The sequence below is a fragment of the Krasilnikovia sp. MM14-A1259 genome, assembly GCF_047159535.1.
Classification (GTDB): Bacteria; Actinomycetota; Actinomycetes; order Mycobacteriales; family Micromonosporaceae; genus Actinoplanes.
Genome location: NZ_BAAGAJ010000002.1, coordinates 574,333 through 601,013 on the forward strand (window position 1 = coordinate 574,333; position 26,681 = coordinate 601,013).

A 26,681-nucleotide genomic window follows, 5' to 3' on the forward strand; every position below is an offset into this window, starting at 1 on the left:
CTCGTCAGACCCGCGCCGGCTCCTCCGAGGCGGGGGAGCGCCGGGACGCCCGCGCGACGGCCCGCCGGACCACCGGAGGTACCAGGCACCCCACGGTGGCGAACGCGGCGCCGAGCAGCAGCCAGCCGGGCGTCCCCCAGCCGAGCGTGAGCGTGGTGACCACCGCGGGGGCGATCATCTGACCGAACTGGTGGCCCATCGCGTAGGTTCCCTGATATTGCCCGTGCGCATGGTCCGGTGCCAGGCCGAACGAGATGCCCCAGCCGCCCGCCGAGTACCACAGCTCGCCGGCGACATGAGCCAGCGCGGCGACGATCAGCAACGTGATGGTCAGGGCGTGCTGGGTGCCCGCGGTCAGTGGAAAGATCAGGCACGCGGTGAGCAGTGCGAATCCGGCCCGGCGGGACGCGTGGGCGGCCCCGGCGAGGGTGTCGGTGCCGCGGGCCGCGCGGACCTGGAGCAGCACCACGGTGACGGTGTTCACCGCGAACACCACCGAGATCATCCAGCGGGGCGCGTCGGTGCGTCCGGCGATCCACAGCGGCAGGGCCACCTCGAAGAGGCCGAAGTTCGTGGCGAGCAGCCCGTCCAGTACGACGAAGGCGAGGAACGGCCGGTCGCGCAGCGCGATCAGGCGCGGCCCGGATTCGGCCCGGGGAGTCCGCGCGACCGGGGCGAGCCGCGTGAGGACGGCCGCGGCGAGCAGGAACGTCGCCGAGTCCGCGACGATCAGGGACAGGTACGCGGTCCGGGTGTCCACGGTGAGCCCGATGCCGGCGACCGCGGCGCCGACCGTGATGCCCACGTTGGTGACCGATCGCAGGTACGCGCGGGTGTAGACCCGCCGGTCCTGCGGCACGGCACCGCCGATGATGGCTCCCCGGGCCGCGCGTTGCGCCGCGTCGAGCACGGCCATCGGCGCGGCGACCAGCAGGAACCCGGCCATGGAGTGCACCCCGGTCAGGGCTACTTCGCAGAGGCCGAGTGCGGCGAGCCCGCCGATCGCGACGCCGCGGGGACCGAGGCGATCGGCGAGGTAGCCCGCCGGGGTACTGGTCACGAGGCTGACCAGCGCGACGAGTGTCAGTGCCAGGCCGGCGTGACCGACCGGGAGGCCGACGGAGCGGGTGAGGAACAACGCACTGGACACCATCCACAGTCCGTTGCCGATCGTATTGATCAGCGTGGCGGCGGCCAGTGTGCGGATCGGTCCGGGTTCCGGCAGCAGGGACATGACCAACATCAAACAGTACGACCGTACTGTTTTGCAACCGGCGGTCAGCGCCGGTGCGGGTGTGCGGCGCTCACAGAAGGTCGAGGGCGGCGGCGACGATGCTGTCGGTGTCGAGCCCGTGGTGCCGGTACACCGATTCCAGGTCACCCGACTGCCCGAACGTGGTCACGCCGAGATGCGTCGCCCGCACCTGGCGGATGCCGGCCAGGAACGCGAGCGTGTGCGGGTGGCCGTCCAGCACGGTGACCAGCGGCGACGACCGGCGGGCGGGGAAGGCGGCGTCCAGAATCCACGTCTCGGTGGCCGCTGCCCGGGCCGCACGTCCGGCCTGCGCCTGGACCGCGTCGAAGAGCAGCCCGGGGCTCGTGATGCACACGACGTCGACCGCCGTGCCCAGCGACTGCAACCGGTCGGCGGCCTGCAACGCCTCGGGGAGGACCGCGCCCATCGCGGCGATCGTGAGCGCGGGCGTCTCGGCGGGGGAGCGGCGCAGCGGGTAGGCCCCGGCAACGACCTGCTTGCGGCGCCGCTCGCGGGCGGCCGGGTCGGCGGGCACCCCGGCCAGCGTCTGATCGACCGGCCGGGTGGACAACCGCAGGTACGCCGAGATGCCGTCCGGCCGGCCCAGACGGGCCATCGACGCCAGCAGCGTCCACTCGACGTCGATGGCGAACGCCGGCTCGTAGCTGATGCAGCCGGGCTGCTCCAGCCCGACCGAGGGCGTGGTGATCGACTGATGTGCGCCGCCTTCGGGTGCCAGCGCCACGCCGGACGGGGTGCCGACGAGAATGGACTGCCCTCCGGCGTAGAGGCCGTACGACCACGGTTCCAGCGCCCGCTGGACGAACGGGTCGTACAGAACCCCGATGGGCAGCAGCGGCTGACCCCACCGCGACCAGGTCGCGCCCAGTTCACCGAGCAGGCCGACGAGGTTGACCTCGGCGATGCCCAGTTCGAGGTGCTGGCCGTGGGGGTGCTCGCGCCAGTGCAGGATCGTCTCGGGATCGTCGTTGAACCAGTCCTGCCGGGCGGTCTGCGACCAGACACCGACCTTGTTCACCCAGCCGGCCAGGTTGGTCGAGGACGAGACATCCGGGGACAGCGTGACGACGCGGCGGGCGGTGTCCGGGGCGGCCCGGGTGAGGTCCAGCAGCGCGCGGCCCAGCGCGGCCTGGGTCGTCGCCTTGCCCGACGGCGTACGCCCCATGTCGGCCGGCAGCGCACCGGCCGCGACGGCGCGCACCGGGTCCCGGCGCAGCGTCGCGGCCCGGCGGGCGCACAGCCCGGCGGGCTCGCTGCCCGCCGGGAACCGCTGCCACGGCGCATCCAGCGTCATGCCGCAGCGCGCGGCGAGCTCGGTCATCTGCTCCTCGGACAGCAGCGAGGAATGGTTCTGCGGATGCCCCTCGGTGGCCAGCCCGTACCCCTTCACGGTGTACGCGAAGATCACCGTGGGGCGGGTGTCGTCGATGCCGCGGAACGCCTCGTCGAGCGCTGCCAGGTCGTGGCCGCCGAGATTACGGATCGCGTCGTGCAACTGGCCGTCATCGAGCGTGCCGACGAGCGCCTTCAGCTCGTCGCCGTCGGGCAGACGCTCCCGCAACTGGGCCGCCGAACAGCGCAGCAGCCGCTGATACTCCGGGTTGGTCATCTCGTCGATGCGCCGCCGCAGCTGCTCGCCGCCCGGGCGGTTGAACAGCTCGTTGAGCTGCCGCCCGTACTTGACGGTGAGCACCTGCCAGCCGGCGGCGGCGAACATGCCCTGCAGCCGGGTGGCGCCGATGTTGGGCACCACGCGGTCGAGCGACTGCCGGTTCATGTCGACGATCCAGCAGACCTCGCCGAGTTCGGCGACCATCGGGTCGAGGATCGCCTCCCAGATCGCGCCCTCGTCGAGCTCCGCGTCGCCGACCAGCGAGTACTGGCGCCCGGTCCCGGCCCCACCGACGTGCGACTCGACGTAGCGGCGCGACAGGGCTCCCCAGATCGGCGCGGTGGCGCCGATGCCGACCGAGCCGGTCGAGTAGTCCACCGGGTCGGGGTCCTTCGCCCGCGACGGGTAGCTCTGCAGGCCGCCGAACGACCGGAGCCTGGTCAGGTACGACTCGTCGAGCTCGCCGAGCAGGAAGTTGATGGCGTGCAGGACCGGTGAGGCGTGCGGTTTCACCGACACCCGGTCCTGCGCGCGCAGGTGCTGGAACCACAGCGTCGTCATGATCGTCGCCATGGACGCCGAGGACGCCTGGTGGCCGCCGACCTTCAGGCCGGTCGGGTTGGGCCGGACCCGGTTGGCGTGGTCGACGATCGCGGTCGACAGCCAGAGCACCCGCTGCTCGATCTCGCGCAACACGTCGGTGTGGTCACCCTGCCTGGTCCCGCCCGGCGTGGACGGGGAGCTGGAGGTGGTCGGCAGGTTGCGGTCGCTCATGAGGGCAGGGTAGGCGGACGCCCGCGGCCGGCCGACGTCAGCCCCTGAGGAAGCGTTCAGGAGCCTGCCGCGGTCCGGCGCGTCGCCATACTTACGATCTTCAGGGCGTGCGCCGCCCTCCGACCCCCAGGCGCGCCCGAGGGGAATGACCGCATGAGCATGCTGTCGGCGTTCGCGCCGATCTGGATCCTGACCGCCCTCGGATACGCGGCCCGTCGCTGGGGCCTGATGGGCGAGGCGGCGTCGTTGGTGCTCGGCCGGTTCGTCTTCCACCTGGCGATGCCGTCCGCCCTGTTCCTGACGCTGTCCCGGATGCCGGTGGCTGGATTCTTCGGCCGGTCGCTGCTCGCGTTCGCGGTGAGCGCGGTCGCGGTCGTCGGGGTCGGCTGGGTCGGCGTGAGCCGGCTGTTCGGCCGCAAACCCGGTGAACGGCCGATCTGGGGCATGGCCGCCGGGTACGTCAACTCGGCGAATCTCGGCATCCCGATCGCGACGCAGATCCTCGGCGACGTGTCGTTCCTGGCCGAGGTCGTGCTGCTGAACGTCCTGGTGCTGACGCCGGTCATCCTGGGCGCCCTCGACCGCCGCCGCGATCCGGCCGGCCGGATCCGGATCCGCCACATCGCCACCCTGCCGGTCCGCAACCCGGTGATCCTCGCGTCGCTGCTCGGCATCGTGTGCTCGGCGGCGGGCGTGCACCCGCCGCAGGTGGTCGGCGCCTCGCTCACCCTGCTGTCGGGTGCCGCGGTTCCGGCCGCCCTGGTCGCGCTCGGCGCCTCGCTGCACGGCGGGGACTCGATGCGGGTGGAGCCGGCCGAACTGGCCGTCATCACCGTGTTGAAGCTCGTCGTACAGCCGGCCATCGCCTGGGCGGCCGGGCTGGCGTTGCACCTGTCCGGGCCGCAACTGTTCGCCGTGGTCGTGTGCGCGGGCCTGCCGACCGCGCAGAACACGTTCATCTACGCCCAGGAGTACGGCGCCGGTGAGGCGGTGGCCTCGCGGGCGGTGGTGGTGACCACCACGCTGTCGCTGGCCACGCTCGCCGCGGTGGCGGCGATGCTCGGCTGAGCCCGACCCATGCCACCCGGCTCCGGGGTCGTCAGCGATCCACGCGGATTCCGGTGAGCAGGTCCCGGGTCGCTTCGAGGTGGGCGCGCATGGCCGCCTCGGCCGCTGCGCCGTCGCGGTCCAGAACGGCCGTGACCACCGGCTCGTGCTCGGCGTGAATGTCGGCCAGTGTCCGGCCGCGGGCGGTACTGGGCGGGCCGAGCAATGCGGTGGTGGAGCGCAGCCGCTCGATGATGGCGGCGGTGCGGGGCCGCCCGGCGGTACGCAGCAGCAGGTCGTGCAGCGCGCGGTCGGCCGGCCAGAACGATGCGTCGTCGCCGCGCTGGGCCGCGGCCGCCATGGCCTGCAGCGCCGCTCGGACGGCGGTGTGCTGCTCGTCCGTGCCCTGCTCGGCCGCACGCCGGGCGGCGGGTGGTTCGAGCGCGAGGCGGATGCCGATGATCTCCTCGATGTCGTGGGCGCTCGGCGGCAGGACGCGGAAGCCGCGGTTGCGCCGGATCTCGATGAGTCCCGCTTCCGCGAGCCGCAGCAGCCCTTCCCGCGCCGGGCTGCGCGACACCCCGAGCAGATCCGCCAGTTGATAGACGGAATACGTCGTGTCGGGCACGAGCTCGCCGGCCGCGACGCCGTCCCGTACGGCCTGGGCGACGGCGTCGGCGAGGGACTGCGCGTCCGGCGGCAGGGCTAGCTCGGGCATGAGTAACATGTTACTCATGAGCGAGCAGTCGACCGGCGTGGTGGAGCACCTGCGAAAGGCCGGGCTCGAAGTTCGGGCCGATGCCGGCACTCTCGGGATGTACGCCTCCGACGCCTCGCTGTACCGGATCCCCCCGCTGGCCGTGGTGCGTCCCCGGCACGTCGACGAGATCGCCGCGGCGCTCGCGGTCGCGCGCGACACCGGCGTGCCGGTCACCTCCCGGGGCGCCGGCACGTCGGTGGCCGGCAACGCCGTCGGCCGCGGCATCGTGGTGGACTTCTCCCGCCACCTGAACCGCGTGCTCGCCGTCGACCCCGACGCCCGCACCGCGGTGGTCGAGCCCGGCACCGTGCACGCGGTCCTGCAGAAGGCCGCCATGCCGCACGGCGTCCGGTTCGGGCCGGACCCGTCCACGCACCCGCGCTGCACCATCGGCGGGATGATCGGCAACAACGCGTGCGGCTCACGGTCACTCGCGTACGGCCGTACGTCCGACAACGTGGCCGGGCTCGAACTGCTGACCGCGGCGGGGGAGCAGGTCACCACCGGATACGACGACGCCGGCGCCGCGTACGTGCACGGCGCCGAGCCGCTGATCTCGGGCCTGCGAGACGTGGTCGGCGCGCACCTGGCCACCGCCCGCACCGAGTTCGACCGGTTCGGCCGCCAGGTCTCCGGCTACGCCGTGCAGCACCTGCTGCCGGAGCGCTTCGACCTCACCCGGGCGCTCGTCGGCTCGGAGGGCACCCTCGCGGTCATCACCCGGGCGACCGTGAAGCTGGTCGTCGACGCCCCCGTCCGCGTGGTCGTCGTGCTCGGCTTCCGGGACATCATCGCCGCCGGCGAGGCCGCCCCGGCCGTGGTCGCACACGGCCCGACCTCCTGCGAAGGGCTCGACTCGCGGCTGCTCGACGTGCTGCGCGGCCGCCGCGGCCCGGACGCGGTGCCGTCTCTGCCGCGCGGCGGGGCATGGCTCTTCGTCGAGCTGGCCGGCGACGATCCCGGCGAGGTGGCCGCGCGGGCGCAGAAGCTGGCCGCCGACGGCATCGGCGACGACAGCCTCGTCGTCACGGACCCGGCCGCCCAGGCCCGGCTGTGGCGCATCCGGGAGGACGGCGCGGGCCTGGCGGGCCGGGCACCCTCCGAAAAGCCCGCCTGGCCCGGCTGGGAGGACGCCGCCGTACCACCACAGAAGCTGGGCGCGTACCTCGCGCGCTTCGACGAGCTCGTCTCCTCGTACGGCATGACCTCCGCCCCGTTCGGCCACTTCGGCGACGGATGCATGCACGTACGGCTTGACTACCCGCTCGACCAGCCCGGCGGAACGACCGTGCTGCGCCAGTTCCTCACCGACGCGGCGAAACTCGTGGGTGAGTTCGGCGGCTCGCTGTCCGGCGAGCACGGCGACGGCCGCGCCCGCTCCGAGCTGCTGCCGCACATGTACTCCGCGGACGCCATCGCCCTGTTCGCCGGCATCAAACACGCCGCCGACCCCGGCAACCTGCTCAACCCGGGCGTGCTGGTCGACCCGGACCCGGTCGACGCCGACGTCCGGCCCGCCGGGCGCTTCCCGCTGAAGCAGCTGGCCATGGCGTACCCGCACGACGGCGGTGACCTCGGCCAGGCCGTACACCGGTGCACCGGCGTCGGCAAATGCCGCGCCGACAACTCCGCTGCGGGCGGTGTCATGTGTCCCTCCTACCTGGCCACCCGCGAGGAGAAGGACTCCACCCGCGGCCGCGCCCGGGTCCTGCAGGAGGTCGTCCGCGGCGAACTGCCCTGGTCGCACCCGTCGGTCCACGACGCGCTGGACCTGTGCCTGTCCTGCAAGGGCTGCGCGTCCGACTGCCCGACCGGTATCGACATGGCCACCTACAAGTCCGAGGTGCTGCACCAGAGCTACCGGGGCCGGCTGCGGCCACGTGCGCACTACACACTCGGCCGGCTGCCGTTCTGGGCCCGCCTGGCCGGGTGGACGCCGCGGCTGGCGAACGTGGCCGTCCGCCTGCCCGGGCTCGGCCGCCTCGCCCTCCAGCTGGCCGGCGTCGACGGGCGGCGTTCCGTGCCCGCGTTCGCCCGGCGCCCGTTCCGGCGTACGTTCACGCCGGCCCCGGCCGAGGGCCGCACGCCGGTGGTGCTGTTCGCCGACTCCTTCTCCGACGCGTTCGCGCCCGAGGCCGCGGACGCCACCGTGCGGGTGCTGCGCGCCGCCGGGTACGAACCGCGACTGCCGTCCGGGTCGGTGTGCTGCGGGCTGACCTGGATCACCACCGGCCAGCTCGACTCCGCCAAGAAGATCCTTTCGCGTACGGTCGCCGCGCTGGCCGCCGACGCCCGGGCCGGCGTCCCGATCGTCGGCATCGAGCCGTCCTGCCTGGCGGTGCTGCGCTCCGACGTTCACGAGCTGCTGCCCGGCGACGCCGACGCCGCGCTCGTCGCGAAGTCGGTGCATACGCTCGCCGAGCTGCTCACCAAGACCCCGGGCTGGGCACCTCCGGATCTGTCCGGTGTGGAGGTGGTGGCGCAGCCGCACTGCCACCACCACGCCGTCCTCGGCTGGACGACCGACGCGGACCTGCTCGCCGCGGCGGGCGCCCGGGTGCGGCGGCTGGCCGGCTGCTGTGGCCTGGCGGGCAACTTCGGCGTCGAACTCGGCCATTACGAGGTCTCCGTGGCCGTCGCCGAGCAGAACCTGCTACCCGCTCTCGACGCCGCACCCGACGCGGTCGTGCTCGCCGACGGCTTCTCCTGCCGTACGCAGGTCGCCGACCTGCGGGACCGGAAAGCGGTGCACCTGGCCCAGATGCTCGACCGCTGACCCGCCACGGGAGGGGAGTTCCGGATGGGCCTGCGGCCGTTGGCCAGGACAGGGCTGCGGTTCGGAGCGCGGATGCGTTCGGCGCTGGCCGCCGCGGCGGTGGTCGCGGTCGCCTCGGCGCTGTCCGGGGTCGTACACCATCCGGGCCAACGTCGACCTGCTCGAAGCCACCGGGCCGGCCGCCAATTCGGTGCACCGCATCCACGCCGAAACCACCCGCATGGCCCGGCTCGTGGAGGACCTGCTGCTGCTCGCCCGCGCCGACGACGACGGCCTGCGCCTGCGGCACGAGGATGTCGACCTCGACGACCTCGTGTACGCCGAACGCGAGCGGATCGCCCTGCAACACCCCCGCCTGCGGGTGGGCGGCGAAATCCACCCGGTACGCGTCCCCGGCGACGCGGACGCCCTGCACCGCGCGCTGCGCAACCTCGTCGACAACGCGACCCGGCACGCCCGCCACCGGGTCACGCTGACCCTGCACGCCCGCCGTACGCGAGCGCAGATCGTCGTCGCGAACGACGGCGAGCCGATCGCCGCATCCGACCGGGCCCGGATCTTCGACCGGTTCGTCCGGCTGGACGACAGCCGCTCCCGCACGGCCGGCGGCGCCGGCCTCGGACTGTCCATCGCCCGCGAACTCGTGGTCGCCCACGGCGGCAGCCTCGCCGTCGACGACCGCAGCCACGGCGCGGCCATGCGGATGCTGCTGCACCTGACGTGGCTCGCCGACTGGTGCGCAACGCTCAGAAGGCACGTCGTCGCGGGCGCGACGGTACGCCGTGCCCGGATCGTTTCTGAACCGTTGAGTGAGTATCAGCGGTGGTCGTACAGCATCGCTCGGCCGATGGTGTCTGCTGGTGAAGACATCCGCTGGATTCCGCGTACGTTGGTGTCCTCGGTGGCTGTCCCCGGCAATGACTTCTACCTGTTCGATGACCGGCTTGTCGTCTTCCTGCACTACGCCGGAAGCGGCCTCGGCACCGACCGGGTCACCTCCACCGATCCGGCTGACCTCGACCTTGCCGGTCAGCGTTCGACGCGGTGTGGAAGCTCGCGACGCCCCACCGCGAATACCAACCCAGTTGGCTCGGCCAAGTCGGCCCGACAGGCCCGGCGCTATACCACGCCCAGCGGAGCTGATCTCTGAGCTTGGCCATGTCGCGTCCGATGATCTGCTCTGTGCCGACGCTGACCGGGCCCGTCCGGGTCCGGCCAGCGTCGCGGTGGACCACCACGGTGTGCTGGGCAACGCGCCCGCCCGTGGTCAAGAACCGAGTCAGCGCCTCCGCAATTGCGTGGCGGGCAGGTAGAACGGCCGGTCCGCCCGGCCGACCTGGTACGTGTGCAGGCCCACCTGGGCGGCTGCGGTCAGCTCCGCGGGGACCTCGCCCTCGTAGTACGGCACGCACGGCGCCGACTCGGCGAGGGCCCGCTGGAACAGCACCGGCGCCGGTTTGCGTTCGGCGTCCGTGCGGGGCAGGACGACGCGGCCGTCGAACCAGGACCAGACGAACGGATCGGTCTCGGCCCACCGGTCCGCGATGTACTGCTGCATCGTGGCCAGCTTCTCCTCCTGGGTGGTGCCCCAGGACTCCGGGATGTTGACGATGAGCCCGAGTGCCACCCCGCGGGAGCGAAGGTCACCCAGGTACGCCAGGGCGCCCGGCTCGTACCGTACGTGGGACCAGTCCGACGTGTCGATCAGCACGTTGCCGAGATCGAAGTAGACCACCGGACGGCTGCACGAGGCCGACGCCGCCGACGCCGGGGCGGCGACCAGCGCGGACGTGGCCAGGACGACAGCGAGCACGACACGGGCGAGGGAACGGAACATGCGGCACCTTCCTTGAGTCACGAATGAACTCACGACGCGAGCGCGACCGGGATGTCGCGGGCCGCGGCGAGAGCGGCGTTGTACGCCATGCCGGGGGTGTCGGCGCAGGTTCGGACCTGGCAGACGGAACCGCGGTAGTCGGTGGGCGGGCGGACCGGGTCGCCGGGGGCGGCGTTGAGGATCACGTCGCTGACGAACGGGGCTGCCGCCACCGCGTTCCGGTCGGGCCGGGCGGCGAGGATCCCGGCGACCGGTGGGTACACGGTGACCGCGCTGGCATACCGGCCGTTGTGCTCGGGCGGGGTGACCGGCTCGCCGAGGGCGGTGCGGCAGAGCAGTTCCCAGCAGGACACGGTGAGGCAGTCGTTCATCATGAGCGCCAGCAGGCCGCCGCCGATGCGCGCGTTGACCTCGACCAGTACCGGCCCGCCGGCGGTGAGGATGAATTCGGAGTGCAGGAATCCGTGGGTGATGCCGAGGCGGCGGGCGATGGCCCGTACGCCCGCGGTCATCTCGTCGAACGCCGCCTGCGGCAGCGGCACGGGGAACGTGTACGACAGCTCGCAGAAGTGCGGTCGCGGCCCGAGCTGCCGGTCGGTGCTCCCGAGGCACAGGCAGGTCCCGCCGCTGACGACGGTCTCCATGCTGTACAGCGGCCCGGCGACGAACTCCTCGGCCATCAGGTCGCCGCCCAGGTAGCGCTGCCGCTCGCTCAGCGTGGCGAAGTGCTCGCGTACCTCGTCGGCCGTGCGGCAGAGCAGCACGTCCATGCTGCCCGAGCCCTTGACGTTCTTCAGTACGACCGGCCCGGCCTGCGCGAACAGCCGCAGCGCGTCGTCGGCGACGGCGACCGGGGTCCAGCGCGGGGAGCGGATGCCCAGCTCGGCGTACACCTGGCGGGCCGCGCGCTTGTCCCGCAGCGTGGCGACCGCGGCCACCGGGTGGAACGGGGTACCGAGTTCGGCGGCGAGCGCCGCGGCGAACGGCAGGTGGCGGTCGCCGATGCACACCACGCCGTGCGGCGTGCCGCTGGCGCGGACCCAGTCGCTCAGGCCGGTGTCGGGGTTTTCCGCATCGGTGTCGGCGCTGCGGAACACGCGCTCACGTGCGGCCAGCCGGCCGAGCAGGTCGGCGTCGGGCCCGTTCGCGTACCGTTCGGGGTCGACGCTGATCAGGCCGACGTCGATGCCCTGGTGGTCGGCCCAGGCGAGGGCGGAGAGTCCGGTGCCGGCGATGCCGGCCTCGACGAATACGAGCATTATCAGCCTTCCACGGCGGTACGGTCCGCGGCGGTGCGCCGGCGGACGAGGGCGGACAGTGGCGCCAGCAGAGCCATCAGCGCGACGGCGGCGCCCGCGGACAGCAACAGGAACGTGTCGAGCCGATCGGTGGCGAGGTAGCTGCCGAGCAGCAGGGCCACCCCGGCGCAGACCGCCCGGTCGATGATCGACTCGATGGACAGCAGCGTGGCCCGGTATCGCGAGTCGGGGATCGCCTCGTTGAGCAGCTTGCGCTGCACCGGATAGGTCAGCCCGGCCACCAGCGAGAAACCACACAGGCATGCGACCGTGAGCAACGCGTCGGCCGGTACGACCAGTGCGAGGCACCCGGCCATGGCGACCGTGAGGGCGAAGACCGCCGGCAGGTCGCCCAGGATGCGGCGCAGCCAGTGACTGCGCGCCGACCCGAGGACCTCGAACAGGGTCATGGCGGCCAGCACGGCGCCGTGCCACGCGACCGGGGTCTGTTTGCCGGTGAGGATGGGCTGGAACAGGTTGACCTGGCAGATCCGGGCGAGAGTGAAGACCGCGACCCCCTGCACCATGATCAGGGCCAGCCGGGGCGAACGGCGTAGCTGGCCGAGCGCGCCCCGTACGGTCGCTGCGACCGAGGCCCGCGGACCGGCGGCCGGTTCGGCGGGCGCGGGCAGCGCCGGCAGGCGCAATGCGGCGGCGACGGCCACCAGGGCGTGCAGCGCGGTCAGCCAGTACACCGACGCCGGCCACCAGCTCATCATCAGACCGGCGGCGGGCCAGCAGATGATCTTCCCGATCAGGCTGTACGCCCGCCCGTTGCCCTCCGCCTTCTGGTAGTGCTCGCCCGCGCCGTGGCGTTGCAGGTACTCGTAGAGGTATGCGCTGGCGGCGCCGGACACCAGCGACCGGGCGAGGGCGATCAGCACCCAGTGGGCGAGGAATCCGGGGTAGTTCGGTGCGGCGATCGGCAGGATGTTTGCGGCCAGCAGCACGACGCCACCGGCGGTGAGGCTGCGCCGGTAGCCGAGCCGGTCGGCGATCAGCCCGGTCGGGATCTCGAACAGGCAGAACACCACGTAGTAGATGCTCTGGATGCCGAAGATCTGCCGGTCGTCGAGGCCGGCGGCGCGCTGGTACGAGTAGAACACCGGCACCCAGACGAGCAGCCCGAAGAAGAACTGGAACGCGTACGTGAACCGGACCACGCGCCGCACGTGCGCGGGCAGTCCGGGCCGGGCCGACCCGGGGGCGGGCGGGGCAGCGAGCAGGGTGGACGACATCAGGCGACTCCGGGCAGGAAGCATCCGGCGGCCCGCATCGCGGGCCGCCGGTTCGGCGAGGGGTTTCAGCAGGCGTACGGGCGCAGCTGCACGACGGCGATCCGGTCGGCGTCGGCGACCCACTCGATGTCGACCGGTGCGCTGAACGTGTAGTCGGCGCAGAAGTGGGCCTGCAGCAGGCGTCCGATCACGGCGAGCCGTTCCATCCGACGGCGGTCCGCGTCGGCCAGGTCGCGCGTGGCGTCACCGAGCGACACGGTGCGCCCGCCGCCTTCCACCGTGTTGAACAGGTACTGCATGGGCGCGCCGACGCCGCCGACCACGCTCTGTACCGAGGCGGTGGAGACGTTGAGGAACACGTCGCGGAAGTCGCCGGGCGCCAGCGGGTTCGTGGTGACCAGCACGCCACCCATCGTGGCGGCGGCCTGTTCCTGGATGACCACGCCCATGTACGCGTCGTCGAGGCTGATGCCGGCCTGGTGGCGCAGGCGCACGCTGCGCGCCGACAGCAGCGAGACCCAGACCTCGCGCACGGCGTCGACCACCGCGTCCATGGTGGTCACGTCCGTGATCGACTCGTAGATGCCGGCCGCGGAGAACCCGGCCAGGTCCTCGGCGTTGGAGGAGCTGCGGACCACGAACCGGGCGACGCCGCGCAGGTGCGTGACCAGTGCCGAGTCGATGCTGCGACGGATGGTGTCGGGTACCCGGGTGGCGCGGACCAGGTCGCGCAGCCGGTCGCAGCGCGCCTCCAGGTCGGTGGCGCCCAGTTCCAGCGCGGTCTTGAGCTTCCCGATCTCCTGCTGCACCTCGGCCGAGGACTCCAGGAACTCGCGCTGCAGCGCGAACGGCAGCGCGATGCCGCGCGGCACGGTGGTCTCACCCAGCAGGTCACGGGCTGCGTCGTACGGGTCGGCGCCGTCGGCCACCCCGAGCAGCCGCCGCGCGTAGTCGAGCAGGTGGGGACGCAACGCGCGCGGTACCTGGTACCAGCCGAGCAGCCGGTCGGAGCCGTGCGCGAGCACGTGCCGCAGCTCGCCCAGGTTCGCGGCCTTGGTGCCGTACCGGTAGGCGTCGCCCGCGCGCAGGTCGGCGAGGTCGGCGATCGGTGTCGCCTGGCTCTCCGGGGGCTCCACGGTCACCCGGGTGGTCGTCCAGGCCGGGGGCGCACCGACCGCGGCGGGCCGGCTGATCCGGCTCAACCGGATTCCGGGTGCGGCCGGGTCCACCTCGTAGCGCACCCAGGCGCCGTCGAGCCCGTCGGCGTCGATCTGCTCCAGTGCGGCGAGCTGGATGGCGTTCGGCACCCCCCAGCCGGCGGCGAGGACGTTGGTGTGCGACAGGGGAGTGGTGTGGCCGGCGTTGACGATCCCGCTCAGCCGCGGGATGTCGTCGGGGACGCGTTCCATCGCGACGATGTCGTACCACTCCAGCGGCGGATCGGCCCGGCGGTAGGCCGCCTCGTCCGGGAAGGCCCGCAGCCGCCCCTCGGCCGTGCCGGACTGCAACGGCACGTACGGTGCGGCCGAGAAGATCTCGTGCGCGGCGATCCGCGGCATCTCCGTCTCCGGGATCTCGGCCAGTTGCTGCTCCTGGCGGTGGGTGGCTGGCTTGAACAGCAGCGGCACGGCCGGGTCCACCCGCGTACGGACGAAGCGGTACAGGTAGCGCAGCATGTCGGTGGACATGGTGTCCACCTCGACGGTCTCCAGGCTCAGGAACTCGCCGCCCTCGGCGTGCCGGTGCCGGGCGAGCAGGCCGAGGTAGAGCCGGCGGTCCGGGTCCGCGTAGAACGCGTGGTTGTACGCGTCCACCTGCGCTTCCAGCTGCTGGCGGGTGATGCCGAGGATGTGCTCGGCGATGTAGTAGCCGTGGAACTGATGGACGGCGTGGTTGATGAAGTGGATCTCGCCGGTCGGCCGGTCGACGACCAGTTTGACGAAGGAGTGGCCGGACAGCGTCCCGGCGAGGCGGTCGAACGAGTCGAGCGTGAGCACCTCACCTACCAGTGCGGGTGCGTCGTCCACCATGGTCGCTTGCATGCAGCCCATCGTTTCCTTCGTATTGAGAGCGAACGGCCGAAGAATCATCGGTGATCCATATTCTTGACCTTCGAAGCATCGCCATCTTAGGGGCATGGGCCGGTCACCTGCTGCTCATCTCCGGCCGTTGCGGCCGTGACGATCAGCACTATGGATCGAGGGAATCGGCCGAATTGGATGCGCGCTCGGCGCCGTACGGAACGCTGCCCTTTGGTCTGTCCCATGGGGCAACCGGTCCGGAGCCGGTCACTGCTAGCTTCGACGATATCCAGGATCTTGAATGTCGAAGTGGCGGAGGAGCCCCATGGCGGACATGGTCGATGAGTTGTGGGCCTGGCTCCATCCGGCGCTGCATGCGATGAAGGAGCACCGGCGCACCGAGCCGGGCGCGACCTGGCTCGAGACCCGGGCCCGCCTGCTCGCGGACCTGGGCCTCGCGGACGCGGACTGGCACCCGGTCACGCGGCGGCTGTTCGAGCGCCTCGACGGCCTCCCGGACGACGACCGTGAACGGCTGATCGGCGGTGACGACCTGGACCAGGTGGCGTCCGAGGTGGTCCGTGAGGTGGCGGCCGCGGGGGAGCCGGCCGCCACCGGCGCCGCAGGCGGCTACGACGAGGCGGCGTGGCACGCCTTCGCCATCGCGAGCCTGCCGTACTGGAACGGCACGAACGAAGGGTGGGCGCCGTTCGCGCAGTGGTTTGCCCACCACGGCGCCGCGCAAGGTCTCGGGGCGCCGGCGACGGGCTTCATCGAGCATGCCGAGCCGATGTCCGTCGACCAGCGCGTCGCGCTGTTCGCGCAGTACGGCGTCGCCGTACCCGTCGGCGCGGGCGCGTCGGGCGCTGCGGACGGCGACCAGGCGGCGGCCGGTGCCGGCCACGTTCTCGACGAGGACACTCAGGCTGTCCTGGACGAGGTCATGGCCGCGAACCCGAGCTTCGCGCAGATTCCCGAGGCGCGCCGCATGCAGCTTGTTGCCCACGTGCTGCATCACCACGAGAACGCTTAGCGAATCCCGGCCACGAGGAGACGACGATGAGCGCACCGCAGACGATGGAAGAACGGTTCATGGCGGAGGTCGCGGCCGGGCTGGGACGCAGGGCTCGGCGGCCACCCTTCGAGGTGACGATGGCTTCGAAGATCTACTTCGTGGTTCCGGCGTACCAGGCCGCGAACCCGGCGGCGGCGGGCGGCTGCGCATCCACCGTGACGCTCGGGCCCGGCGCGGCCAATTCCACGTCCGGTTCGGCGACCGCCGGGACGTCGATCCCGCAGGCGCTCGACGACATCCGCGCCGCCTACCCGGCGAAGGCGTTCGTCGCCGGACACCTGATCAACGCCGACCTCGGCGGCAGCGGGGTCGTCGCGACGAACCTCACCGCGCTCACGTCGGCGGCGAACTCGGCCCACAAGAACTTCGACAACCAGATCAAGTACGCCCTTAACGCGCTGCGGCAGACCTACCAGTACCTTTTCGACAGAGGCGTCGACATCACGCCGCTGACCTTCGGCATCCACGTGAGCGTCGAGACGTCGGGAGACTACTGGGGCGACGACTACCCGGACAGCTGCATCACCACGCAGCTGAACTGCGAGGCCGACCTCGTCAATGTCCTCGACCTCGACGAGCTCGTCGACAACGCCGAACACCGCCGGACGGCGCAGCAGTTGGTCGATCAGGTGACCGCCTACGTCGACGCCGCGAACCAGACCGACACCGTGCCGAACGCCTGACGTGCACGGCGCGCGAACGGAGTCCTCAGCAACAGCAGATCGTCGCCGATTTTGATGGCGAACGCGGCATTGCTACCCTTCCAGGCGATCCCGCTGTGGTGACGGTCACGAATCTGACACCTCACCGACACGGTGCGCTATCACAACGTAGTGTTGAGCGCTGCCCCGGGCGGCCCGCATGCCGCACCGCCTGGCTGACGCTGACCCGTGAGGTGAAGATGGTGCACGGCCTGTGACCCAGACCACTGATCTGCAGCTCGTTGACCTTCCCCCGATCGCGCTCGAGCCGCCGGGCCCGGCGGTGTTCCGCACCTCCTCGACGCCGCTGCGCCGCACCCTGGTCGACATCCTCGACGAGACCGTGCGCGCGCATCCCGATGCCGCCGCGCTCGACGACGGCGCCGCGGTCCTGACGTACCGGGAGCTGGCTGACCGGATCGACGCCGTGCGCACGTCGCTCACCGCGCACGGCGTCGGCGTCGGGGACCGGGTCGGCGTCCGAATCTCCTCCGGTTCCGCCGAGCTGTACCTCGCGATCCTCGGTGTGCTCGCCGCCGGTGCCGCCTACGTGCCCGTCGACGCGGACGATCCCGAGGAACGCGCCGCACTCGTCTTCGCCGAGGCGGACGTCTGCGCCGTACTGTGTGACGGCCTGTCCGTGTCGCTGCGCCGCGCCCCCGACGGCCGGCCCGGCCGCCCAGGTCCGGCTGACGACGCCTGGATCATCTTCACCTCCGGCTCCACCGGCACGCCGAAGGGCGTCGCGGTCAGCCACGGCTCCGCGGCCGCATTCGTGGACGCCGAGGCGCAGCTGTTCCTCGCGGGTGAGGACGCCGAGGCGATCGGCCCGCGGGACCGCGTCCTGGCCGGACTGTCGGTGGCGTTCGACGCGTCCTGTGAGGAGATGTGGCTGGCGTGGCGGTACGGCGCCTGCCTGGTTCCGGCCGCGCGATCGCTGGTCCGCAGTGGCGTCGACCTGGGTCCCTGGCTGGCCGGCCAGCGCATCTCCGTGGTGTCCACGGTGCCGACGCTCGCCGCGCTGTGGCCGGCGGACGCGCTGGAGGGCGTCCGGCTGCTGATCTTCGGCGGTGAGGCCTGCCCGCCGGAGCTCGCCGAGCGGTTGGCCGTCGAGGGGCGCGAGGTCTGGAACACGTACGGCCCGACCGAGGCGACCGTGGTCGCCTGCGCCGCGCGGATGACCGGGGACGGACCGGTGCGCATCGGGCTTCCGCTCGCCGGGTGGCAGCTCGCGGTGGTCGACGAGTCGGGTGAGCCGGTCTCGATGGGGGACACCGGCGAGCTGGTCATCGGCGGGGTGGGGCTCGCGCGCTACCTCGATGCGCACAAGGATGCCGAGAAGTTCGCGGCGCTGCCCGCACTGGGCTGGCAGCGGGCGTACCGCAGCGGGGACATCGTCCGGGCGGAGCCCGAAGGCCTGCTGTTCGTCGGCCGCGGCGACGAGCAGGTCAAACTCGGCGGGCGCCGGATCGAGCTGGGCGAGGTCGACGCCGCGTTGCAGGCGCTGCCGGGGGTCGCCGGCGCGGCCGCCGCGGTGCAGCGGACCACCGCGGGCAACCAGCTCCTCGTCGGGTACGTCGTGCCGCACGAGGGCGCCGACTTCGATGCCCCGGCCGCCACGCTGCGGATTCGTGAGCAACTGCCCGCCGCACTCGTTCCGCTGCTGGCCGTGGTGGACGCCCTGCCGACCCGCACGTCCGGAAAGGTGGACCGCGCCGCGCTGCCCTGGCCGCTGCCGACCGAGCAGGACGCCGCGGGCGAGCTGACCGCGACCGAGGAATGGCTCGCGGGCGGCTGGGAGGAGATCCTCGGCGTCCGGCCCACCGAGGCCGATGCCGACTTCTTCAACCACGGTGGCGGCAGCCTCAGCGCGGCGCAACTGGTGGCGTGGATCCGGCAGCGGCACCCGCAGGTCTCGGTGGCCGACATCTACCGGCACCCCAGGCTGTCGCAGCTCGCGGCGGTGCTCGCCGCGCTGGACACCACGGCGGCGGTCCGGCGCGAGGTCCGGCCGACGCCGCGCCGGGCGGGGGTGGTCCAGGGCGTACTGATGCTGCCGATGCTCGCGCTGGTCGGGCTGCGCTGGCTGACCGTCCTGGCCGCGCTGGGCAACATCCTCGCGGTTCTCACGCCCGCGCCGTGGGCGCCGACCGTGTCCTGGTGGTGGGTGGCGCTGGGCTGGGCGGTGCTGTTCAGCCCGCTCGGCCGGATCGGCCTGGCGGCGGGCGCGGCGCGGCTGCTGCTGCGCGGCGTACGCCCGGGCAGCCACCCGCGTGGCGGCAGCGTGCACCTGCGGCTGTGGGCCGCGGAACGGATCGCCGAGCTGACCGGGGCGACCAGCGTCGCCGGGGCCTCCTGGATGATCACGTACGCCCGGGCGCTCGGCGCCCAGGTCGGCGTGGACGTCGACCTGCACTCCGCGCCCCCGGTCACGGGCCTGCTCAAGCTCGGCCGCGGCGCCGCGATCGAGCCGGAGGTCGACCTGTCCGGCTACTGGGTCGACGGCGACGTCGTCCACATCGGCCGGGTACGCGTCGGCGCCGGTGCCCGGGTCGGCTCCCGCAGCACGCTGATGCCCGGCACCCGGATCGGCAAGGGCGCGCAGATCGCCGCCGGCTCGACCGTGGCCGGCGCCGTACCGGCGAACCAGCGCTGGGCCGGCTCTCCGGCAGCACCCGCCGCCAAGGACCCGGGCGAGTGGCCCGCGGCCCGTCCCCGGCGCTCGCGGCTGCGGTCGCGCTGCTGGATCGCCGCGTACGGGCTGACCGCGCAGCTGCTGGGACTGGTGCCGGTGCTGGCCGCGCTGCCGGCGCTGGCCCTGCTCGGCGGGACGGTCGCGTTCCGGCCGACCGTGGGTGCCGTGCTGGCCGCCGTCGCGGTCGCCACGGTCACGTATCTCGTCGGCTACGCCCTTCTCGTGCTCGTCGCGGTCCGGGCGCTCAGCCTCGGCGTGGGCGCCGGGTACCACCCCGTTCAGGGGCGGGTGGCGTGGCAGGTCTGGACCACCGAGCGGCTGATGGGGATGGCCCGGATCGGGCTGTTCCCGCTCTACGCGAGCCTGTTCACACCGGTGTGGCTGCGGCTGCTCGGCGCGAAGGTCGGGCGCGGCGTGGAGGCGTCCACGGTGCTCGCGCTCCCGGCGATGACCACGGTCGACGACGGCGCGTTCCTGGCCGACGACACCATGGTCGCCACGTACGAGCTGAGCCACGGGTGGCTGCGGGTCGCCCCGGCCCGCATCGGCAAGCAGGCGTTCCTCGGCAACTCCGGGATGGCGGCGCCCGGCCGGTCGGTGCCCAAGCGGGGCCTCGTCGGGGTGTTGTCGTCCGCGCCGCGCAAGGCGAAGAAGGGCTCGTCCTGGCTCGGCGCGCCGCCGATGCCGCTGCGGCGCACGGTCGAGTCGGCCGACACCAGCCGCACGTTCGACCCGCCGGTACGGCTGAAACTGGCCCGGGCCGCGGTCGAGTTGTGCCGGATCGTCCCGGTGATGTGTGCCGCCGCCCTCGCCGTCGGCGTGCTCGCCGCGCTCACGTACGTGTGGCAGCTCGCCGGTGCGTGGGCGGCCGCGCTGGCCGCCGGGCCGGTGATGTTCGGCGCGACGATCGTCGCGGCCGCGACCGCGACCGCCGCGAAGTGGCTGCTGGTCGGGCGGTTCCGGGTCACCGAGCGCGCGCTGTGGACCTCGTTCGTGTGGCGCAGCGAGCTCGCCGACACGTTCGTCGAGGTGCTCGCGGCGCCCTGGCTGGTGCGCTTCGCGACCGGAACGCCGCTGCTCACGGCGTGGCTGCGGACCCTCGGCGCCAAGATCGGCCGGGGCGTGTGGCTGGAAACCTACTGGTTGCCCGAGTACGACCTCGTCCGTCTCGGCGACGGTTCGACCGTAAATCGGGGTTGCGTGGTACAGACCCACCTGTTTCATGATCGTGTCATGAGCATGGATCAGGTGACCCTGGGCGCGGGAGCCGCGCTCGGCCCGCACGGCATCGTTCTTCCCGGCGCGAGCATCGGCGCGCGGACCACCGTCGGCCCCGGATCGCTGGTGACGCGTGGCGACGCCGTGCCCGAGGACAGCCGGTGGCTCGGCAACCCGATCGCGACCTGGCCCGCACCGGCCGCCCGCCGGGCATGACCCCGAAGGTGCCGATGGCGTCCGGCGCCATGCCCGGCGCCGAGCGTTCCACCGACTCGTACCTTCCGCAGCACGGCAACGGCGGCTACCGGGTCATGCACTACGACCTCGACCTGGTCTACCGGGTCGCGCCCAACCGCCTCTCCGGTAAGGCGAGCATCACCGCGATGGCGCTGCAGCCGTTGTCGCGGTTCACGCTCGACCTCGGTCGCTTCCGGATCCAGGACGTGCGGGTCGACGGACGTTCGGCGCGGTACGCCCATCGGCCGGACAAGTTGCAGATCCGGCCGGAACGCCCGATCGGCGTCGGAGACATGTTCCGGGTCGACATCCGGTACGCGGGCCATCCGATGCCCATCTCCGGCCGGTGGGGCGACATCGGATGGGACGAACTCACCGACGGCGTACTCGTCGCCAGCCAGCCCAACGGGGCACCGTCGTGGTTTCCGTGCAACGACCGGCCCGGCGACAAGGCCAGCTTCCGCGTGGAGCTCACGACCTCGTCGCTGTACGCCGTCCTGGTGACCGGTGACCTCGTCTCCCGGCGCCGGGACGCGGGCAGCACCACCTGGGTGTACGAGCGGCGCGAACCCACCGCCCCGTACCTCATGAGCGTCCAGATCGGCCGGTACGTGCTGGTCGACCTCGCCGTGGGCGGGGTCGTGCAGCGCGCCGCGATCCCGCCCGCCATCCGTGACGCGTTCGCCCACGATTTCGGCCGGCACGGCCAGATCATGGAGGCGCTGCAGCGGCTGTTCGGGCCGTACCCGTTCGGCGAGTACGTCGTCGTGGTGGCCGACGACGAACTCGACGACCCGATCGAGGCGCAGGGCATGGCGGTCTTCGGAACCAACCACGTCGACGGGCGGCGTACCCACGAGCGGCTCGTCGTGCACGAACTGGCCCACCAGTGGTTCGGCAACAGCCTGACGGTCGCGGACTGGCGCCACATCTGGCTCAACGAGGGCTTCGCCACGTACGCCGAGTGGTTGTGGTCCGGTGTGTGCGGTGAGCTGCCGACGGACGCCTTGGCGACCCACTGGTATGCCCGCGTCGCGGCGCGCCCGATGGACGTCATCGTCGCGAATCCCGGCATCGACCGGATGTTCGACCCGCTGGTCTACAAGCGCGGCGCGCTCGCGTTGCACGCGGTGCGCAAGACGATCGGCGACGAGGCGTTCTTCGCCCTCCTGCGGTCCTGGATCGCCGAGCATCGGCACGCCACGGTGACCACCGAGCAGTTCCGCGAGCACGCCCAGCGGTTCGCCCGCGAGTCCCTGGACGGCCTGTTCACCGCATGGCTGGACCGCCCGGCGCTGCCCCCACTGCCTCGTTAGCCCAGCTCAGGAAGATTGCCGCGACATGCCGGTCGGGGGATCGGGCCGCCCAGTAGTCAGTTGACCTTGCGTTCCCGGTCGGCCCAGTACGGCTCGCGGAGCTTGAACTTCTGGATCTTCCCGGTGGCCGTGCGGGGCAGCGCGTCGAGGAACTCCACCCGCTTCGGGCACTTGAAGCCGGCGAGGCTCGCCCGGCAGTGCGCGATGACGTCCTGGGCCGTGAGCGGAGTGCCGTCGGTGACCACCAGGGCCGTGACCGCCTCGCCCCACGTGTCGTCGGGGATGCCGATCACGGCGGCCTCCCGGACCGCCGGGTGGGAGATGAGCGTGTCCTCGACCTCGATCGAGGACACGTTCTCCCCGCCGGTGATGATGACGTCCTTCTTCCGGTCGGAGATCGTGAGGTACCCGTCGGTGAGCGTGCCGCCGTCACCGGTGTGGAACCAGTTCCCGGCCTGGGCCCGGTCGGTCTCCTCGGGGTTGTCCCAATATCCCTCGAGGTTGGTGTTGGACTGCGCCAGCACCTGGCCGTCGGAGTCGATGGCGATCCGGGTGCCGAGCGCGGGCGCGCCGGCCCGGCCGAGGAGGCGGGCCTGCTCGTGCGGGTCGAGGTCCGTCCACTCCGCGCGCATGCGGTTGACGGTCAGCACCGGTGCGGTCTCGGTCAGACCGTAGATCTGGAGGAACTCCCAGCCCAGCTCCGCACGGACGCGCTCGATGACTCGGGTGGGCGGCGGGGCGCCGGCCACCACGATGCGAACCCGGTCCCGGCCGGGGATCTCCCCGTCCCACGCGACGGCCGCGTCCAGCACGGCGGTGACGACCGCGGGCGCGGCGCACAGGATGGTGACGCCGTGCTGCTCGATGCGCCGCAGGATCTCGGCGCCGTCGACCTTGCGCAGCACGATGTGCCGACCGCCGAGGCCGGTCAACGCGTACGGCATGCCCCAGCCGTTGGCGTGGAACATCGGCAGGGTGTGCAGCAACACGTCATGGTCGGACAGCGTGATGTGCAGGCCGAACGTGACGGCATTGATCCACAGGTTGCGGTGGGTCAGCTGGACACCCTTGGGGCGGGCAGTCGTGCCGGAGGTGTAGTTCAGCGTCGCGGTGGCGGCCTCGTCGCCCGCCCACGGAGCCGGGTCGGCCGTACCGGCGAAGATCTCGTCGTCCTCGCCGAGGATGAAGACGTGCTTGGCGGTGACCGTGTCGCACAGGTGCCTCAGCTCGGGGTCGACGAGAAGTACCTCGGCGCCGGAGTGCTCCACGATGTATTTGACCTCGGTGGCCGACAGCCGGAAGTTGACCGGTACCAGGACGCGGCCCCAGCCGGAGACCCCGAAGAACGACACCAGCAGGCGGGCGGCGTTGTGGGACACGATCGCGACACGCCCGCCGACCGGTACGCCCAGCGCGTCGAGACCGGCAGCCTGGGCTCGGGCCAGCCTGGCGACGTCCCGGTAGGTCAGCGATCCCCACGACGGCGCGGGCTGGTCGGGCTCGTCCACGACCGCGACGCGATCGGCATACACCAGTTCGGCGCGATCCAGAAAGTCGCGTACGCCCAGGTCGAAGAACACGTGTCGGTCCCTTCGCTCGCGGAACTCCCGATGGCGGCGATGATGCCTGTTCCCCACCATAAGGTGTTCTCCGGCCATCACGACCCGGGCGGCTCCGTCGCGGCGTCCGTCCCGGTACGTGCCGGGACGGACGCCGCACCCGGTGCGTCAGCGCGGGCCCGCCTGCCGCCGCTGCAGGGTGATCGACGCCTGGCGCCGGTCCGGGGCGGCCGGGTCGACCGCGACACCGGCCCCCTGATCCGGTTCGTCCGCCCATTGCTCCAGGCGCGCCACGAGCTGATGGAGGCGGGCGTCGCCCGGCGGAACGTCGATGCGGAAGTGCCCCTCCATCGGCCGCGCCGGATCGTCGCCGCCCCAGCGCACCACCCCGTCGCACTCCGCGAGGATGTCGCGCACCATGGCGAGCTGCTGCGGGTAGAGGTTGCCGGCGGCACCGGCCGGATAGCTGCCCGGGCGCAGCTCCAGCGCGGTACCGGACCGGTGGTGGCGGTCGCCCGCGCCGCGATAGCCGGTGGCTTCGCCGGCCGCCAGCGCGTCCACCTCGTAGTGGAAGCGCCGGGCCACGTGCAGCAGCACCGCGGCCGTGGGGCCGGGAAGCAGCGCGACGACCGCGTCACTTCCCTCGATGCGGTGCTGCGTGATGCGGGCCGCGCCGACCGCGGGCCACCCGTCGTCGGTGACCTGCCCGGTCCGGGCCGCGGCGGGTACGCCGAACGCCAGCCCGGCGGCGACGCCGCCCACCCCGGCGAGCACCTGACGGCGGGACAGGACGGCACGGTCACTCATCGCGGAATCCTTCGTTGTGGTCGGGTGCGCGGAGCCGGTCACTTCGGATCCCCCTTGGCCTCGTCGTCGGCCAGCATCTGCAGGGTGTCGGCGAAGCCCTGGCAGAACTCGTCCAGCTTGTCGACCGGCAGCATCGACGGCATCAGCGTGGGGATGCCCCCGGTCATCTGGATGAGGTACACCCGGCCGTTGTCGACGAGCGGCGTGGGCCCGGGCATCAGCACGGTCCGGGCGGCCTTCCTGGCGTTCGCGGCATTGAGGAACCGACCGCCGAGGAACGACCGGAACCGGCGCCGGTGCCCGCCCTGGCGCAGCAGCTTGTCGAGCTCGTCGACGATGTTCGCGCCGCCGCGCAGCTGCATGCCCACGTTGAACGCGTCCGCGTCCTCCACGAGGTCACGCAGCTTGAACGTGCCGAACGCGCTCGTCTTCGCCAGCTTCTCCCGGCAGTACGTGAGACCGGACGAGAAGCTGCTGCTGTCGCGTCGCCACTCGCCGTAGAAGGTCATCCAGTCGCCGCCCCACCCGGCGACGTCACCCTCGTTGAACAGGGTCCAGTCCACGGGCGCGCCGGCCAGCAGGACGCCGTTGCACGAGGCGGCGAAGTGGGCGACGCTCACCGTGATTCCGGTGCCGGGGTCCTGGAATTCGCGCGGGGGAGGGGTGAGCCCGCGAGACCGGAGCTTGTCGATGAACGTGTGGTCGAGGTCGCCGATCAGCTTGCGCCACATGGTGGTGTCGTACCGTTCGTAGCGCAGCCATTCGAGCACGAGCTGGCTCGGGTTGCGGGTGCCGTGTCCCTTGGCCAGCTCGTAGACATTCTGGATGTTCTTCATGAACAGGTCGATGCCGGTGACCGTGCCGCCGACCGAGATCACGCCCGGGTCGGTGCCCGGCCGGTACGCGTCCTTGTCGATCTCGATCTTGCCGCCGCCCGCGCCCACGGACAGCGTCTGGACCTGGTTGAACGCCCAGTTGTCCGGCAGCGTGTAGCCCATGTTGCCGGAGTACGCGGTGGACATGCCGGAGACGAACGACCAGCGGGCGTTGGTGCGGGCGGTGACGTCGGCGCAGACGTTGCGGGACCCGTAAACCCCGTGGATGTATCGTTTGCCCTCGACGGCCAGACCCGCAGACACCCCGATGAAGTACGGGATGACCGCGTCGTCGACGTCCTTCTGCGTGGCGTCGAAGTCGACCGCGAAGTAGATGACCGTGCCCGCATCGAACCCGTGCCCGAGGGCGGCGGCGTGCGCCGCGCGGGCGTCCTGATAGCCCTGGTTGTACGTGAAGTACGCCGCCTCCCCGCCGTTGTACTGGGAGATCGGGAAGACCCGCAGCTGGTTCCGGAAGATCACGTCCAGCTCGCCGGGTTGAATCTTCTTGTTCAGCGAGCTGCCCGGCTTGTTGTCGAGGTAACGGCCGACGATCTCGTAGCCGGCGGAGCGCAGGGCCGCGGCGCGGGCGTCCGTGATCGCGGTGACGCCGTCGCACGCGGTGGCCGGACGGTCGGGATCGCCGGTCGACACCAGCAACTGGCACCACGTCGTGAAGTCCCCGGTGCCGGTCTCGGGCAGCGCCGAGAACTTCTGGAACGTGCGCAGCGCCGTCACGGCGTCACCGCCGAAGCTGTCGGCGAACCCCTCGAACACGGAGGCGCCCTGCCGGATGCGGTTGAACACCATCGCGGCGGTGAAGATGCCGACGAACGGCCCGGACGAGCCACCGCTGACCGGATGCGACTTCAGGCCGGCCTTCGTGCCGGGACCGAACGTACCGGTGGCCTGGTCGTCGGTCATTCCGAGCTCGAACTGGATCGCCAGGTACAGCGCCTTCTGCACGTCACGGGAGAAGATGCCGTCGCACGGTACGAGGAAGAAGTCGCGTCGGGCGGTGTACCGGCTGTTGAGCCACTGCTGGACCTGGCGGATCGCCGGGGTGCCGCCGGCCACCACGACGAACGGGTCCATGGTGAGCAGCGCCTTGAGAACCTTCGGCGGGAACGTGTTGGTCGCGGGGGCGGGCAGCCCGGCGTCGGCCATGAACTTGTTCAGCGCGTACTTGGCATCGACGCCCCACGTGCCGTCGATGCCGCCCGGGTCATAGCCCTTGCAGTAGAACGCACACTGGGCGATCTTGATCCGGTTGGTGGTCCAGTAGCCTTCGATGTCGTTCGAGATGCCGGTGACCGCGGCAAGCGTCTGCTTGCCGAACGTGTCCGACAGCGGGCTGATGCCCAGCTCGTACTGCAGCGCGCGGGTGAGCGCGTGCATGGTGTCCCAACCGGTGATGCCGTCCTCGGTCACCGTGGTGAAGCCGGTGACGGAGCCGTACTCCTTGTTCAGCCACCGTTGGGTTTCCAAAACCCTGGAGTCCATGTGTGCCGTCCATTTTCGTTGCGGATCAGGTGCCCGCCGAGGCGGGCCGCCCGAAC

16 protein-coding genes and 2 pseudogenes are annotated in these 26,681 nt (G+C 71.9%); 8 read left to right on the plus strand and 10 right to left on the minus strand.

Features of this window, described 5'->3' with window-relative positions; translation table 11 throughout:
- Positions 1-4: 4 nt before the first annotated feature.
- Both ACMCNK_RS02475 and ACMCNK_RS02480 read right to left on the minus strand, forming a co-directional pair.
- Positions 5-1,234, minus strand: coding sequence for an MFS transporter (locus ACMCNK_RS02475; protein WP_412734737.1), 1,230 nt, complete (start codon positions 1,232-1,234; stop codon positions 5-7).
- A 70-nt stretch (positions 1,235-1,304) separates the two neighbouring features.
- On the minus strand, positions 1,305-3,662 hold the full coding sequence (locus ACMCNK_RS02480; protein WP_412734738.1) for a transketolase-like TK C-terminal-containing protein: 2,358 nt from the start codon (positions 3,660-3,662) through the stop codon (positions 1,305-1,307).
- 153 nt (positions 3,663-3,815) lie between these two features.
- Between ACMCNK_RS02480 and ACMCNK_RS02485 the strand changes: the two genes are divergently transcribed.
- Positions 3,816-4,730: an AEC family transporter gene (locus ACMCNK_RS02485; RefSeq protein ID WP_412734739.1), complete on the plus strand. Its 915-nt coding sequence runs from the start codon at positions 3,816-3,818 to the stop codon at positions 4,728-4,730.
- A gap of 31 nt (positions 4,731-4,761) precedes the next feature.
- Here the strand turns inward: ACMCNK_RS02485 and ACMCNK_RS02490 are convergent, their stop codons facing one another.
- Positions 4,762-5,427 carry a GntR family transcriptional regulator gene (locus ACMCNK_RS02490; RefSeq protein WP_412734740.1) on the minus strand — a complete coding sequence of 222 codons (666 nt, stop codon included), beginning with the start codon at positions 5,425-5,427 and terminating at the stop codon, positions 4,762-4,764.
- A 16-nt stretch (positions 5,428-5,443) separates the two neighbouring features.
- Between ACMCNK_RS02490 and ACMCNK_RS02495 the strand changes: the two genes are divergently transcribed.
- The 3 genes and pseudogenes from ACMCNK_RS02495 to ACMCNK_RS02505 all read left to right on the plus strand — a co-directional run.
- Positions 5,444-8,245 carry an FAD-binding and (Fe-S)-binding domain-containing protein gene (locus ACMCNK_RS02495; RefSeq protein WP_412734741.1) on the plus strand — a complete coding sequence of 934 codons (2,802 nt, stop codon included), beginning with the start codon at positions 5,444-5,446 and terminating at the stop codon, positions 8,243-8,245.
- A gap of 220 nt (positions 8,246-8,465) precedes the next feature.
- Positions 8,466-8,948, plus strand: a pseudogene (locus ACMCNK_RS02500) (sensor histidine kinase); the annotation flags it as partial.
- A 12-nt stretch (positions 8,949-8,960) separates the two neighbouring features.
- A pseudogene (locus ACMCNK_RS02505) lies at positions 8,961-9,388 on the plus strand (DUF6879 family protein); the annotation flags it as partial.
- A gap of 136 nt (positions 9,389-9,524) precedes the next feature.
- Here ACMCNK_RS02505 and ACMCNK_RS02510 read toward each other — a convergent pair.
- The 4 genes from ACMCNK_RS02510 to ACMCNK_RS02525 all read right to left on the minus strand — a co-directional run bounded on the left by ACMCNK_RS02510 (position 9,525) and on the right by ACMCNK_RS02525 (position 14,660).
- Entirely contained in the window at positions 9,525-10,082 is a 558-nt protein-coding gene (locus ACMCNK_RS02510) for a hypothetical protein (RefSeq protein WP_412734742.1), read from the minus strand.
- Positions 10,083-10,111: 29 nt separating this feature from the next.
- Positions 10,112-11,341, minus strand: a complete 1,230-nt coding sequence (locus ACMCNK_RS02515; protein WP_412734743.1) for an ATP-grasp domain-containing protein — start codon at positions 11,339-11,341, stop codon at positions 10,112-10,114.
- Between the two features lie 2 nt (positions 11,342-11,343).
- Positions 11,344-12,618 carry an MFS transporter gene (locus tag ACMCNK_RS02520; protein WP_412734744.1) on the minus strand — a complete coding sequence of 425 codons (1,275 nt, stop codon included), beginning with the start codon at positions 12,616-12,618 and terminating at the stop codon, positions 11,344-11,346.
- A gap of 65 nt (positions 12,619-12,683) precedes the next feature.
- Positions 12,684-14,660 (minus strand): PEP/pyruvate-binding domain-containing protein, encoded by a 1,977-nt coding sequence (locus ACMCNK_RS02525; protein ID WP_412734745.1) that lies wholly within the window; start codon positions 14,658-14,660, stop codon positions 12,684-12,686.
- Between the two features lie 304 nt (positions 14,661-14,964).
- On the opposite strand from ACMCNK_RS02525, the gene ACMCNK_RS02530 reads away from it, so the two are divergent.
- The 4 genes from ACMCNK_RS02530 to ACMCNK_RS02545 all read left to right on the plus strand — a co-directional run bounded on the left by ACMCNK_RS02530 (position 14,965) and on the right by ACMCNK_RS02545 (position 21,881).
- Positions 14,965-15,672: a hypothetical protein gene (locus ACMCNK_RS02530; RefSeq protein WP_412734746.1), complete on the plus strand. Its 708-nt coding sequence runs from the start codon at positions 14,965-14,967 to the stop codon at positions 15,670-15,672.
- Between the two features lie 26 nt (positions 15,673-15,698).
- On the plus strand, positions 15,699-16,397 hold the full coding sequence (locus ACMCNK_RS02535; RefSeq protein WP_412734747.1) for a hypothetical protein: 699 nt from the start codon (positions 15,699-15,701) through the stop codon (positions 16,395-16,397).
- A gap of 232 nt (positions 16,398-16,629) precedes the next feature.
- On the plus strand, positions 16,630-20,544 hold the full coding sequence (locus ACMCNK_RS02540; protein ID WP_412734748.1) for a Pls/PosA family non-ribosomal peptide synthetase: 3,915 nt from the start codon (positions 16,630-16,632) through the stop codon (positions 20,542-20,544).
- Complete coding sequence (locus tag ACMCNK_RS02545) at positions 20,490-21,881, plus strand: M1 family metallopeptidase (RefSeq protein ID WP_412734749.1); 1,392 nt, start codon at positions 20,490-20,492, stop codon at positions 21,879-21,881. Before ACMCNK_RS02540 ends, ACMCNK_RS02545 begins: the two co-directional genes overlap by 55 nt.
- Positions 21,882-21,937: 56 nt before the next feature.
- On the opposite strand, the gene ACMCNK_RS02550 is transcribed toward ACMCNK_RS02545, so the two are convergent.
- The 3 genes from ACMCNK_RS02550 to ACMCNK_RS02560 all read right to left on the minus strand — a co-directional run bounded on the left by ACMCNK_RS02550 (position 21,938) and on the right by ACMCNK_RS02560 (position 26,625).
- The gene (locus ACMCNK_RS02550) at positions 21,938-23,461 is read right to left on the minus strand and encodes an AMP-binding protein (RefSeq protein WP_412734750.1); all 1,524 of its coding nucleotides are present in this window, start codon (positions 23,459-23,461) and stop codon (positions 21,938-21,940) included.
- A gap of 147 nt (positions 23,462-23,608) precedes the next feature.
- A complete protein-coding gene (locus ACMCNK_RS02555) occupies positions 23,609-24,247 on the minus strand; it encodes a hypothetical protein (protein ID WP_412734751.1) in 639 nt (212 codons plus the stop codon).
- 38 nt (positions 24,248-24,285) lie between these two features.
- Positions 24,286-26,625: a glycoside hydrolase domain-containing protein gene (locus tag ACMCNK_RS02560; protein ID WP_412734752.1), complete on the minus strand. Its 2,340-nt coding sequence runs from the start codon at positions 26,623-26,625 to the stop codon at positions 24,286-24,288.
- Between the last annotated feature and the right edge of the window lie 56 nt (positions 26,626-26,681).

What these genes read in the sequence shown, in the direction of transcription:
- ACMCNK_RS02495 (WP_412734741.1), top strand. Translation starts at nt 5,444, where the DNA reads ATGAGCGAGCAGTCGACCGGCGTGGTGGAGCACCTGCGAAAGGCCGGG.
- ACMCNK_RS02520 (WP_412734744.1), bottom strand. Translation starts at nt 12,618, where the DNA reads ATGTCGTCCACCCTGCTCGCTGCCCCGCCCGCCCCCGGGTCGGCCCGG.
- ACMCNK_RS02480 (WP_412734738.1), bottom strand. Translation starts at nt 3,662, where the DNA reads ATGAGCGACCGCAACCTGCCGACCACCTCCAGCTCCCCGTCCACGCCG.
- ACMCNK_RS02555 (WP_412734751.1), bottom strand. Translation starts at nt 24,247, where the DNA reads ATGAGTGACCGTGCCGTCCTGTCCCGCCGTCAGGTGCTCGCCGGGGTG.
- ACMCNK_RS02535 (WP_412734747.1), top strand. Translation starts at nt 15,699, where the DNA reads ATGAGCGCACCGCAGACGATGGAAGAACGGTTCATGGCGGAGGTCGCG.
- ACMCNK_RS02475 (WP_412734737.1), bottom strand. Translation starts at nt 1,234, where the DNA reads ATGTCCCTGCTGCCGGAACCCGGACCGATCCGCACACTGGCCGCCGCC.
- ACMCNK_RS02485 (WP_412734739.1), top strand. Translation starts at nt 3,816, where the DNA reads ATGAGCATGCTGTCGGCGTTCGCGCCGATCTGGATCCTGACCGCCCTC.
- ACMCNK_RS02515 (WP_412734743.1), bottom strand. Translation starts at nt 11,341, where the DNA reads ATGCTCGTATTCGTCGAGGCCGGCATCGCCGGCACCGGACTCTCCGCC.
- ACMCNK_RS02525 (WP_412734745.1), bottom strand. Translation starts at nt 14,660, where the DNA reads ATGCAAGCGACCATGGTGGACGACGCACCCGCACTGGTAGGTGAGGTG.
- ACMCNK_RS02560 (WP_412734752.1), bottom strand. Translation starts at nt 26,625, where the DNA reads ATGGACTCCAGGGTTTTGGAAACCCAACGGTGGCTGAACAAGGAGTAC.
- ACMCNK_RS02490 (WP_412734740.1), bottom strand. Translation starts at nt 5,427, where the DNA reads ATGCCCGAGCTAGCCCTGCCGCCGGACGCGCAGTCCCTCGCCGACGCC.
- ACMCNK_RS02510 (WP_412734742.1), bottom strand. Translation starts at nt 10,082, where the DNA reads ATGTTCCGTTCCCTCGCCCGTGTCGTGCTCGCTGTCGTCCTGGCCACG.
- ACMCNK_RS02530 (WP_412734746.1), top strand. Translation starts at nt 14,965, where the DNA reads ATGGCGGACATGGTCGATGAGTTGTGGGCCTGGCTCCATCCGGCGCTG.